Origin of the sequence: Paenibacillus sp. S02, from assembly GCF_019454065.1 — a bacterium.
Classification (GTDB): domain Bacteria; phylum Bacillota; class Bacilli; order Paenibacillales; family Paenibacillaceae; genus Paenibacillus; species Paenibacillus polymyxa_B.
This window is the reverse complement of record NZ_CP073682.1, coordinates 2,242,043-2,254,573: the sequence shown is the minus strand read 5'-3', so window position 1 is coordinate 2,254,573 and position 12,531 is coordinate 2,242,043. Positions and strand designations below refer to the sequence as shown.

The window sequence follows — 12,531 nt, the reverse complement described above, 5'->3', positions numbered from 1 at the left end:
TGAACTCACCTCTATTCGTCAGCCAGCCATGTACGAAGCAGATTGACGAATTCGTCGGGTTTCTTTTTCGCCAGACTTTCAAGCTGTTTACGCACTTGACTTTCATTTGTCACACTTTCCATGGTAATAGACGGGAACTCCGTCGGCGTTGGCATGAGTTGCAATTCTTCATCCAACTCTTCTTCCTGCTTACGACGACCGCGTACGATGAGGAAGATTACACCCGCCAGCAGTGCCAGAACAGCAGCTCCGATTCCCCATAGCCAAGGGTTGGAAGCTGAGAAGAATGTATTCGTGCTCGCAGGCGCTGGAACAGCTTGTGAGAACACTGAAACCTTCTTAGCCAAATCAGCGTCTGTAATAGTAGTACCGGAATTCGCCAATGACGCTCTTACAATATTAACCAAAATATTTTGAATTGCTGTCTGAGTTGCAGTATCTAACGTTTGCTGACCTGTTGGTGGTTCAACTGCTACATTAATGGTTAAATCTTTTACAGTGTACGGACTTTGGATAATATCCCTTGCAATTCGGTTAACTTCGTAGTTAATCGTACTTGAGCTCTTATCTGAGCTGGTATTGCCGGAATTAGCTCCTCCGGGGTAGCCTGGAACATCCTGTGTTCCTGTTCCTGCAACTCCTCCGGTTTGTCCACTACTGCCCGTATAGCTTTCCTGAATTTGTTGGGCACTAATTTCAATACCCTTCATTTTCGTTTGATCAACAGGTGTGACCATTTGTTCCTTTGATGTTACTTTGTCGAAATTTAGCTGGGACATAACCAGCACATTTACCTTGTCGTCTCCAACAATTTTCGACAAAAATTGTTGAACATTATTCCTTACATCGCTCTCAAACTTCTTCTGTAGAGCCATGTTTTCCTGAACACCACTAGTGAGCCCACCTTGGCCGCCCTTGGCCGTTGGAATCAACTCATATTCCTTATTGGTGATCGTAATGTTTTCCACTGGCAAATTCGGTACGGCCGTTTTTACCAGATTAAAATATCCGTCGATCGCTTGCTGATTTGGAGTAAAGCCAGGCTCGAATTCCATTTGAATCGAAGCGGAGGCTTTGTCCTTTTCTTCAAGTCCGGCAAAAATGTTTTCCTTTGGCATGTTAATGACAGCTTTGGAGCTTTGGACACCATCCATCCGTTCCAACAGTTGCTGTATTTCGCCGTTCAATGCATTATTGTACTTCACATTGAACTCGTTCTCCGTCATACCAATGGCAGAGGAGGACTGATCAAAAGCACTCATGCCGATTGAACCCTTCTGAATCAGGCCTTGAGACCCAACATCTACCTTCGCCTTATCCGCATTAGCGGTTGGGACTGAGATTTGTGTCCCACCAGCATTAAGTTGATACGGTATTCCCGCAGAATCTAGATATTTAATGACTCCGGCAGCATCGTTAGCATTTAAATCTCGGAAAGCCACTTCATACTCGGTTTTGGTAAACTGCATCGTTAGCACTACAACGGCGATAATGATGAATGCTAATGTCGAAACAAGTAATATCTTCTGTTTTTTGCTGAAATTATTCCAATACCCGGAAATCTTATCCCGATATTGGGCGATTCTCTCGTTCACTCCGTCACCCCATCCGAAACTTTGCTAAACCCTCTTTACATCTGTGTACGCATGATCTCCTGATAGGCTTCGATCGCTTTGTTTCGGACCTGTGTAGTAAGCTGCAGGGAAAGCAGCGCTTGTTGGGAAGTGATCATGACCTGATCTACATCAACTTTGCCTGCCATGAATTGGTCGGACATCTGGTGCGTAGCGGCTTCCTGCTGCCCTACTTCATTGAGAGCATCCTTTAGGAAGGAACCAAAATCCTTCAAGGATTCGGAAGGCGTCGCTTTCGTCAACTCATTGTTAGGCGATTGAATCTGCTGTATTACCGGTGTCTGTACATTAAACATGGCGTTCTGAATCATGTTTTACTCTCCCTATTAAGTAGTTAGTAGTCCTAGAACTTAGCGACCGATTTCAAGCGCTTTGGAAACCATAGCCTTTGATGCATTCAGAGCTGTTACATTGGCTTCGTATGAGCGTGTTGCGGAAATCATGTCGACCATTTCTTTCATAATGTCTACATTAGGCATATATACATAGCCATCTTTATCAGCGTCCGGGTGACCCGGATTGTACACAGGCTTCAAAGGTGACTGATCTTCCTGAATTTGCGAAACCTTAACGCCAGCAGCGCTTGTGCTACTTCCTTCCATTTGAGCCTTCAAAACATCGGCAAAGCCAGATTGGTTCGGCTCCAAAACAACCGTTTTTCTCCGATATGGAACTGCTTGTCCATTCTCTACTTTCGCCCGAGTTGTCTCTGCGTTGGCAATGTTGCTAGATATAACGTCCATCCGCAACCGTTGGGCCGTAAGAGCAGATGCACTAATATCAAAGCCGTTGTTAATCTTCACCTAGTCCTATCTCCCTTCTACCGCTGTTCTCATCATTTTGATGCGCTCATTAATTTCTTGGATGTAGGTATTATATCTTAGTTGATTTTCAGCCATAAGACTCATTTCTCTGTCGATATCTACGTTGTTCATATTGTTATTCATGACTGAGTACCCATCTTTGGTGACCGTGGCATCTGGAATGGAGTTCACAGGTCCTATTTGAAAATGTCTTGAATTGGTTACTTTTCCACGTAGTGGTGTGACATCACCGTCCATTTGCTGCTGAAGCAGTTCTTCAAATGAAACCTCCGAACGCTTAAAATACGGGGTATCCGCATTGGATATATTGTCGGCCATCACACGTTGTCTCGTATTTGCCGCCTGTACACCTGCCTGAAGCTTTTGAAAGCTCATATCACCCAGCAGATTCATTTAGCTCCTCCCTCCCAGCGTCTACTCCAAAGTAAGATTCAATAAAACAAGATTTTTCACTTTTTTTCGACAATAAAATTTCATAATTATACATTTCTTTTAGGTCTTAAGTAGAAAATAATAACTTTCTGTCATATATTCTAAGTTTCGTAGAGTTGGGACCTAATTACAATAAGAAAAAAGCCCTATCTTTTTTAAAAAAGAGGGCTTTAGATGCATAAAATGTTAAATTTTTCAGGTTTATTTCAAGAAAATGAATGTTTTTTTAGCACTTTACACCTGTAAAAGATTATACGTCCTACTTTTGGAATAGACAGAAAAATCATCAACTTGACCATTATCTAGGTCTAAACGACGGTGCAAGATAGTGTTATTCTGGACCACACACCTTATTTTTAGAAACCCTATTCATAAAATATACTGACTAAGGTCCCTGTTTTGGGCAATATCTCCCAGCTTCTCACGTACATATTCCGGGGTAATGATCATACGATCCAATGTAAGCTCTGGTGCTTCAAACGACAGATCCTCCAGCAGCTTTTCTAGAATGGTATGCAAACGACGTGCGCCAATATTTTCGGTGTTGCGATTTACAGACTCAGCAATGCTGGCAATCTCACGGATCGCTTCCGCAGAAAATTCGACTTCAATCTCCTCAGTACGGAGTAAATCAGTGTATTGCTTGGTCAGCGCATTTTTAGGCTCCGTCAGTATCGACACAAACTCATCCAAAGTCAGGCTACTTAATTCCACACGGATTGGAAAACGGCCCTGAAGCTCAGGGATCAGGTCAGATGGTTTTGCAACATGAAAAGCTCCTGCAGCAATAAACAGAATGTAATCTGTTCTTACCGGACCGTATTTGGTCATGATGGTAGATCCCTCGACAATAGGTAAAATATCGCGCTGGACGCCTTCTCTCGACACATCGGGGCCACTCCCCTTCCCCTGGCTGGCAATCTTATCTATTTCATCAATAAAAATAATACCGGATTGCTCAGCACGCTTCACAGACTCCTGAATCACATCATCCATATCGATCAATTTGGCAGCTTCATCTTGAATTAACACCTTGCGAGCTTCCTTGACTGATAGCTTGCGCTTCTTCGTCCGCTTAGGCAGAAAACTTCCGAACATCTCCTGCATATTCATACCCATTTGTTCATTCCCTTGCCCAGCAAACATATCGAGCATATTGGGTGCAGTATCCTCCACATCAATCTCTATAACATCATCCTCAAGCTTACCGGACAACAGATCGAATTTAACCTTACGGCGCTTTTCTGCCAAAGATCCATCCTGTTGTGGTGGTTCTTCTTCTACCGAAGTTCCCGTGTTATTGCCAAACAGCATTTCAAAGGGATTGCGTTGCGATTTGTTTGACTTTTCTGCAGGTACAAGAATGCTGACAATCCGTTCATTTGCCATGTCCTCCGCTTTGTCCTTCACATTCTCTGTTCGTTCCGACTTAACGATGCGAATGGAGGTTTCCATCAGATCACGCACCATGGATTCCACATCACGACCCACGTAACCCACTTCTGTAAATTTGGTCGCCTCTACCTTGACAAAAGGAGCTCCCACGAGCCGTGCAAGTCTACGTGCAATTTCAGTTTTACCCACACCAGTCGGCCCGATCATCAAAATATTTTTAGGCACAATTTCATCCCGGATATCATCCGGCAACTTACTACGCCGATAACGGTTACGCAAGGCAACAGCAACAGATTTTTTAGCTTCCTTTTGTCCGACAATATACTTATCCAGCTCGGATACCACTTGTCTGGGCGTCAACGATTGATTATTCATTTTGCACTCCTCCACCCTTGAATACTCAGAGCCGATTTACAGTTCTTCCACGATAATCTGATTGTTCGTATACACACATATTTCCGAAGCAACCTCTAGCGCTTCCCGTGCCATGTCCTTTGCTTCCATGCCAGAGCCATGGCGTTTGAAAGCACGGGCAGCCGCCAAAGCAAAATTACCACCTGAGCCAATCGCAAGCACATCATCATCCGGCTCGATAATTTCGCCACCTCCAGAAATGAGCAGCATTCCAGATGAGTCCATCACAATCATGAGAGCTTCCAGCTTGCGCAGAATACGATCCTGACGCCAGTCCTTGGCCAGTTCCACGGCTGCTCTTTGAAGATTTCCGTGGTGTTCCTCTAGCTTATTTTCGAACTTTTCAAATAACGTGATAGCATCTGCCACCGAACCCGCAAATCCCGCAACGACCTGACCACGATACAATCTGCGCACTTTTTTTGCCGTCTGCTTCATTACAACACTGTTGCCGAACGTTACCTGTCCATCACCCGCAATAGCTCCTTTGCCATTGTGGCGTACAGCGCAGATGGTGGTAGCATGAAAGGACATATCCATAACGCGCTCCTCCTTTTCCTTCATCCTTATGCCTGTACTTCAGCTGACATAACTCCCGTTTCGTTGATATAACCGTGCAAACTTTCCAGCGCGCGATTAGCGAGAGCTTCATTTTTTTCTTTTTTGTTACGTATCCGTTTCTCCAACTTTGGAAGCAAACCAAAGTTTGCATTCATCGGTTGAAAATGCTTAAAATCAGCGGTCGTAATATACCGCGCCATGCTGCCTAATGTCGTTTCTGCAGGAAATACAAACATTTCCTGTCCACGCGCTGCTCGTGCCGCATTCATCCCGGCCAGCAGACCAGAAGCCGCCGACTCCACATATCCCTCTACACCGGTCATTTGTCCGGCGAAGAATAGATTGCTTCTTCCCTTGAACTGATAGGTTGGATGAAGTTGCTGCGGAGAATTAATAAAGGTATTGCGATGCATCACACCGTAACGTACAAACTCCGCCTCTTCGAGACCCGGAATCATTGAAAATACACGCTTTTGCTCCCCCCATTTGAGGTGAGTCTGAAAACCAACCAGATTGTACAGCGTTCCTGCAGCGTTGTCCTGCCGAAGCTGAACAACTGCGTGGGGCAGTTCACCTGTATGTGGATTTACGAGACCTACAGGTTTCATCGGTCCAAACAATGCCGTTTGTTTCCCACGTTGCATCATCACTTCGATGGGCATACAGCCTTCGAAATAAATTTCTTTTTCGAATTCCTTGACTTGCGCTACCTCAGCTGTAATCAGAGCCTCATAAAAAGCATCAAATTCCGCTTCGTTCATCGGACAATTCAAGTACGCTGCTTCCCCCTTATCATAACGGGAAGCCAGATAAACCTTGCTCATATCGATAGAGTCCTTTTCTACAATCGGGGCTGCCGCATCGTAAAAATAAAAATACTCCTCTCCCATCAGCGATTTAATCTGTTCCGACAAAGCTGGAGAAGTTAAAGGCCCCGTCGCAATGACCACAATACCGTCATGTGGGATTTCCTGAAGCTCTTCATTAACAACCTCGATCAAAGGATGTTGATGAAGCGTATCAGTAATATGACCGGAAAATCCGTCACGATCCACTGCCAATGCACCGCCAGCCGGAACTGCATGACGATCTGCTGCACTCAAAATCAAGGAGTTCAGTATTCTCATCTCTTCCTTCAGTACGCCTACTGCATTCGTTAGGCCGTTTGCCCGCAAGGAATTACTGCATACCAGTTCGGCAAATTTATCTGTATGATGTGCTGGTGTTTTTACAACCGGCCTCATTTCATATAACTTGACTGGCACTCCACGGCTTGCAATTTGCCAGGCAGCTTCGCTGCCCGCCAAACCTGCTCCGATGACCGTTACCTTTTGTAGTTCACTCACGTTTAAATCCCCCTGCTATTGTTGTTCTTAAGAAGTCTCTACGCTCTCATCGCTCTCTTCCAGCATTTCGCTGTGATCGCAGACAGTACAGTTGAGCTTCGTTCCTTGTTTTGTACGTTTTTCGACCATTAGGCTACTGCAAGTTGGGCAAGGCTTAATGGACGGTTTATCCCAGGAAACAAAATCACATTCCGGGTAGCGGTCACATCCATAGAAGACACGTCCTTTTTTACTCCGTCGTTCGACGACATGGCCCTCACCGCATGTAGGACAATTAATCCCGATATCCTTAACAATTGGCTTTGTGTTACGGCAATCTGGAAAAGCAGAACAGGCCAGGAATTTACCAAATCGGCCAAGCTTATACACCATTTGGCTGCCACACTTATCACAAATGACATCGGATACTTCATCTTTTATTTCAATTTCTTTCATTTCTTCTTCAGCCACTTCAAGTCGCTTCTCGAATGACTCGTAAAAGTCACTCAACACCTTGACCCAATTACCTTCGCCTTCTTCGACGTGGTCAAGATCACCTTCCATATTAGCTGTAAACTCCACATTCAGAATCTCTGGGAAGAACTCCTCCATCTGTTCGATGACCAATTCGCCCAGCTCTGTAGGGAAAAACTTCTTCTCTTCAATAGCAACGTACCCACGTTTCTGAATGGTTTCCAGCGTTGGCGCATACGTACTTGGACGTCCTATACCCAGTTCTTCCAGCGTCTTCACCAGTCGCGCTTCCGTATAACGGGGAGGCGGTTGTGTAAAATGCTGCTTCGGCTCAACCGCTTCTTTTTTTAATTTATCGCCTGGTTGAAGTGGTGGCAGCAGTTTATCTTCTTCGGTTTTACCGTCGTCATTTCCCTCTACATACACTTTCATGAAACCTGGAAAACGAACCTTAGAACCTGCTGCCCGGAATATCGTCTCACCCGCTTCAATATCTACGGACAAAGTATCCATAATAGCAGAAGCCATCTGGCTGGCCATAAAACGTTCCCATACCAATTTGTACAAACGGAACTGATCCCGACTCATAAACGGCTTAACTGTTTCCGGATCGCGTAACGCAGAGGTTGGACGAATCGCTTCATGCGCATCCTGAGCGTTGGCCGCTTTTTTTGAATATTGACGAGGAGTTTCAGGTACAAAAGCTTCGCCATATTTTTGAATAATTAATTCTTTCGCTTCCTCTTGAGCTGAAGCGGCGATCCGTGTGGAATCCGTACGCATATACGTAATCAGACCCACGGTCCCTTCTTTACCTAAATCCACACCCTCATATAGCTGCTGAGCTACAGACATCGTTTTAGATGCACGGTAGTTGAGCTTCCGAGCCGCCTCCTGCTGCAAGGAACTTGTTGTGAATGGAGGAGAAGGATTGCGTAAACGCTCTTTCTCTTTAACATCGCGTACCTTGTAAGACGATTTTCCGATAGCCTCCAACACTTCTTGTACATCCGCTTCGCTAGAGAGCTCTTTCTTTTCACCGCGTAGCTTATGAAATTTCGCTTCAAAGGTACTGTCTTTAATAGCTAGTTTAGCTGTAATCGTCCAGTATTCTTCTGGTACAAACTCACTGATCTCGTTTTCCCGGTCCAAAATAATTTTCACCGCAACCGACTGCACACGCCCAGCGGATAGGCCCTTTTTTACCTTTTTCCAGAGCAACGGGCTGATTTTGTAGCCAACAAGTCGATCCAGTATCCGTCGTGCCTGCTGAGCATTGACCAAATCCATATTAATTTTACGGGGTGTTTTAAAAGCATCTTTGACAGCCTGCTTCGTAATTTCATTAAATACAACACGGCAATCTGCTGTATCGTCCAGTTCCAGCGCATGCGCCAGATGCCAGGCAATAGCCTCACCTTCGCGATCCGGGTCAGCCGCCAGATATACTTTTTTTACTTTTTTTCGGGCATCCTTTAATTCTTTTAAAATTGAGCCTTTACCTCGAATGGTAATGTATTTGGGATTAAAATCATTTTCGACCTCTACGCCAATCTGACTCTTCGGTAAATCCCTGATATGACCCATGGAAGCCTTGACGATATATTTGCTGCCTAAGTATTTGCCGATCGTCTTCGCCTTGGAAGGCGATTCCACGATGACGAGTGAATCCGCCATAGGCTCTTCCTCCTCTCAATTACACACATGAATATGATAGACTTCCTGAAATGTGGTGAGTTATGACGCGATAGAGAGCTTCACAGATTGGTCATTCTTCCGGATCGTTGAGATTCTTCAGAAAGATTCCATCTGCTCCGCTGCTGCGAGTCATAATGTCAACACATTTCAGGAAGTGGGGAAGGAGTAGGAATCCGCGACGCGTATGAATGCCATACTGCCCTCCACCTGATGTTTAAAATTGAATTTGTGCATTTACTAACTAAGGACTTTGCAAAAACAACTACTAAATAAGCTTGTATTTTGTGCCCGCTAGCTGGGCGATCCTTTTTTTTATGATTAACGATAACAGAACTGCGTGTAAAAGTCCAAATTCCCATGCCGTAGCATCAAGCAGTTCATCCAGTGTCATGGTTCCCTGTTCAAGCAACAGTATGACACGGTTTTCCTCAGAAGTCTCACTTTCTGGCACTTTGGAGACCTCCTTCAGATTAAGACTCTGCTCTCTATTGTATGAAGAAACCTCCCTTGTACGCAAATCTGCTTCATACTCCTCAATAATATCCGAAGCTTCAGTGACCGTTTTTGCCCCTTGCTTAATCAAGCTCAGCGTACCTCTACTCTTCGGTGACGTAATGGGTCCGGGAACAGCAAACACATCTCGATTTGCCTCCAGTGCAGCATCAGCTGTAATCAAGGAGCCACTTCTTGCATCTGCTTCGACAACAAGTGTTCCCTTCGTTAGACCGGCTATAATCCGATTACGTTGTGGAAACATTCCTGGATGCGACCTCGTGCCTGGAGGATACTCTGATAAGATCAAGCCTTTGCTAGCCATCTCTGCAAATAAAGACGCATTTTGGGGAGGATAAATTTGATCAATCGCTGTTCCCAGTACACCAATCGTGTTTCCTCCCCGGCGCAGGGCTGTTTCATGACAAATACTGTCAATCCCTCTCGCCAATCCACTAACGATTGTAATCCCTGCATTACATAATCCCTCTGTTAGTATCTCCGCTGCTCTACGTCCATAAGCGGTGGGAACGCGAGTTCCTACCATGGCTACAGAACATGTATGCAAAAGTGATTTATCCCCTTTTGTATACATTACCCAAGGTGGGTCAACTGTTTCCTTCATTAATAGGGGATAATCCTCGTCCACATAAGTTACCGTTCCAATATCACCGGATTGAACTCGCTGATATCGTTCATGCACCCATTCTTCATCATAACACTGAGCAGCAATGCGTGCCTGAGCAGGGCTTAACCCTATCTCGATCCACTTCTGTTCGCTAAAATGCAGTAGCTCATGCAATTGATAGTCACTCGACCAAATACGCTGAATTGTTTTTCTTCCGATTCCCTCTAACTCATGTAAGCCTAACAAAAGCCATCTTTCTTCCAAACTATGGTTCCCCCATTCACGGAAGAGTGAACCCTCCCTTATTTTGTGGCACAATGAATCATTTTGCAAGCGTTTCCCTGACAAGCCTGTCTTAACGCAAAAAAAGCAACCCTTTCATCCCCTGTCTCAGAAGATAAAAAGGTTGCTTACCTTTCTTTCATTATACACTAGCCTGCGGCAAATTTCGATGCAGTTTTATGGCCTCTATATTAATGAAGGAACACGATTTAATGTGTCGTACACAAATTCAAAATACCACGTGCTTCCAGCACACTTACCAGTGTCGAGCCCATTTCGGAAGGAGTCGGTGCCACCTTGATTCCGCAGGCTTCAAGCGTGGCAATTTTCTCTTTGGCCGTTCCTTTTCCGCCAGAAATAATGGCACCTGCATGCCCCATCCGTTTGCCTGGAGGCGCAGTCACACCGCCGATAAAACCAACCACTGGCTTCGTCATATTGTCCCTGATCCACTCGGCAGCCTCTTCCTCGGCTGTACCACCAATTTCTCCGATCATAATGACAGCGTGAGTGTTGGGGTCCTCATTGAAACGTTGCAAAATGTCAATGAATTCTGAACCTTTAACGGGGTCACCGCCAATACCAACCGCGGAAGATTGTCCTATACCTCGGGTCGTTAACTGATGCACTGCTTCATAGGTCAAAGTACCGCTACGTGACACAACGCCTACATGACCTGGTAGATGAATGTAACCTGGCATAATACCGATTTTACATTCTCCTGGTGTAATAACACCTGGACAGTTAGGCCCAATCAGAACGGTCTTTTTACCTTCCATAAAACGCTTGACTCTGATCATATCAAGCACCGGAATGCCCTCCGTGATACAAATCACGAGATCTAAATCCGCATCTACAGCCTCCAAAATGGAATCTGCTGCAAAAGCCGGTGGCACGTAAATCACGCTCGCTGTTGCGCCAGTAGCTTCCTTGGCTTCGCTCACTGTGTTAAACACTGGCAATTTGACCTGTTGTCCGTTCTCCAGTGTAATTTCTACCTCGGTGCCCCCCTTGCCTGGAGAGGTGCCACCTACCATCTGTGTACCGTAATCAAGTGCACCCTTGGCATGAAACAACGCCGTTTTTCCCGTAATCCCCTGTGTAATCACCTTTGTATGCTTATCGACCAAAATACTCACGATCTTCACATCCCCTATCGTTTATTCGGCATATCGGAATGCAAACAGGCTATTGAACAAGTTCGACGATTTTTTGGGCACCATCCGCCATAGAATCGGCTGCCACGATATTCAAACCGGATTCTGCTAAAATCTGTTTGCCGAGCTCAACATTCGTCCCTTCAAGACGGACAACAAGCGGACGAGTCAGCCCCAACTGTTTGGCAGCCTCCACGACGCCGTTCGCAATGATGTCACACTGCATAATTCCGCCGAAAATGTTCACGAAAATTCCTTCTACCTTCGGATCGGACAAAATGATTTTGAACGCTTCGGTTACCTTTTCCGTCGTCGCACCGCCCCCTACGTCCAGGAAGTTGGCCGGATCGCCACCGTAATATTTAATAATATCCATGGTTGCCATCGCCAAACCCGCACCATTGACCATACAGCCAATATTTCCGTCCAGAGCGATATAGCTTAGATCGTATTTAGATGCCTCAATTTCCTTCTCATCCTCTTCATCCAAATCACGCAATTCCAAAATATCCTTATGACGGAACAACGCATTAGAATCAAAATTCAGTTTGGCATCCAACGCCAGTACATTCCCATCACCCGTAACGACTAAGGGATTGATTTCTGCAATCGAACAATCCTTGTCCACAAAAGCTTCGTATAGCGCCAGCATAAACTTGACCGCTTTGTTTACCAGTTCATTGGGAATATTAATGTCATACGCCAACTTACGGGCCTGATACACTTGAAGTCCAATCGCTGGATCAACAACCGCTTTAAAAATCTTCTCCGGAGTGGCTGCAGCCACCTCTTCGATTTCCGTACCGCCTTCTTCTGAGGCCATCATTACGATACGTCCAGTCGCACGATCTACGACAACGCCGACGTAATATTCTTTACGAATATCGCAGCCTTCCTCAACCAAAAGGCGTTTGACCTCTTTACCTTCAGGTCCGGTCTGATGCGTCACCAGCACCTTACCCAAAATTTCAGAAGCAAATGTGCGCACCTCATCCAAACCTTTGGCAACTTTCACGCCACCCGCTTTACCGCGTCCACCAGCATGAATTTGTGCTTTTACCACCGTAACAGCGCTTCCAAGCGATTCTGCCGCAGCAACGGCTTCCTCCACCGTATAGGCAACCTTACCGTTCGGTACAGCCACTCCGTACTGCTTTAATACTTCTTTACCCTGATATTCATGGATATTCATTCTGGAATCCTCCTATCAACATG

11 protein-coding genes are annotated in these 12,531 nt (G+C 45.4%); all 11 read right to left on the bottom strand.

The features are described from left to right. Positions 1-11: 11 nt before the first annotated feature. The 11 genes from fliF to sucC all read right to left on the bottom strand — a co-directional run bounded on the left by fliF (position 12) and on the right by sucC (position 12,508). Positions 12-1,595 carry a flagellar basal-body MS-ring/collar protein FliF gene (fliF, locus tag KAI36_RS10045; RefSeq protein WP_013309886.1) on the bottom strand — a complete coding sequence of 528 codons (1,584 nt, stop codon included), beginning with the start codon at positions 1,593-1,595 and terminating at the stop codon, positions 12-14. A 35-nt stretch (positions 1,596-1,630) separates the two neighbouring features. Continuing rightward, the gene (fliE, locus tag KAI36_RS10040; RefSeq protein WP_007430020.1) at positions 1,631-1,945 is read right to left on the bottom strand and encodes a flagellar hook-basal body complex protein FliE; all 315 of its coding nucleotides are present in this window, start codon (positions 1,943-1,945) and stop codon (positions 1,631-1,633) included. Between the two features lie 39 nt (positions 1,946-1,984). Beyond that, the gene (flgC, locus tag KAI36_RS10035; RefSeq protein ID WP_013309884.1) at positions 1,985-2,437 is read right to left on the bottom strand and encodes a flagellar basal body rod protein FlgC; all 453 of its coding nucleotides are present in this window, start codon (positions 2,435-2,437) and stop codon (positions 1,985-1,987) included. A gap of 6 nt (positions 2,438-2,443) precedes the next feature. Next, on the bottom strand, positions 2,444-2,851 hold the full coding sequence (gene flgB, locus KAI36_RS10030) for a flagellar basal body rod protein FlgB (RefSeq protein ID WP_013309883.1): 408 nt from the start codon (positions 2,849-2,851) through the stop codon (positions 2,444-2,446). A gap of 408 nt (positions 2,852-3,259) precedes the next feature. Continuing rightward, the gene (hslU, locus tag KAI36_RS10025) at positions 3,260-4,660 is read right to left on the bottom strand and encodes an ATP-dependent protease ATPase subunit HslU (RefSeq protein ID WP_220027643.1); all 1,401 of its coding nucleotides are present in this window, start codon (positions 4,658-4,660) and stop codon (positions 3,260-3,262) included. Positions 4,661-4,696: 36 nt separating this feature from the next. Beyond that, positions 4,697-5,239: an ATP-dependent protease subunit HslV gene (gene hslV / locus KAI36_RS10020; RefSeq protein ID WP_013309881.1), complete on the bottom strand. Its 543-nt coding sequence runs from the start codon at positions 5,237-5,239 to the stop codon at positions 4,697-4,699. A gap of 26 nt (positions 5,240-5,265) precedes the next feature. Beyond that, on the bottom strand, positions 5,266-6,606 hold the full coding sequence (trmFO, locus tag KAI36_RS10015; protein ID WP_220027642.1) for an FADH(2)-oxidizing methylenetetrahydrofolate--tRNA-(uracil(54)-C(5))-methyltransferase TrmFO: 1,341 nt from the start codon (positions 6,604-6,606) through the stop codon (positions 5,266-5,268). A gap of 27 nt (positions 6,607-6,633) precedes the next feature. After that, a complete protein-coding gene (gene topA, locus KAI36_RS10010) occupies positions 6,634-8,736 on the bottom strand; it encodes a type I DNA topoisomerase (protein ID WP_220027641.1) in 2,103 nt (700 codons plus the stop codon). Positions 8,737-9,022: 286 nt separating this feature from the next. Further along, positions 9,023-10,141 carry a DNA-processing protein DprA gene (dprA, locus tag KAI36_RS10005; RefSeq protein ID WP_220027640.1) on the bottom strand — a complete coding sequence of 373 codons (1,119 nt, stop codon included), beginning with the start codon at positions 10,139-10,141 and terminating at the stop codon, positions 9,023-9,025. A 227-nt stretch (positions 10,142-10,368) separates the two neighbouring features. Then, positions 10,369-11,298 carry a succinate--CoA ligase subunit alpha gene (sucD, locus tag KAI36_RS10000; RefSeq protein ID WP_071640471.1) on the bottom strand — a complete coding sequence of 310 codons (930 nt, stop codon included), beginning with the start codon at positions 11,296-11,298 and terminating at the stop codon, positions 10,369-10,371. A 49-nt stretch (positions 11,299-11,347) separates the two neighbouring features. Next, entirely contained in the window at positions 11,348-12,508 is a 1,161-nt protein-coding gene (gene sucC / locus KAI36_RS09995; RefSeq protein ID WP_053325253.1) for an ADP-forming succinate--CoA ligase subunit beta, read from the bottom strand. Between the last annotated feature and the right edge of the window lie 23 nt (positions 12,509-12,531).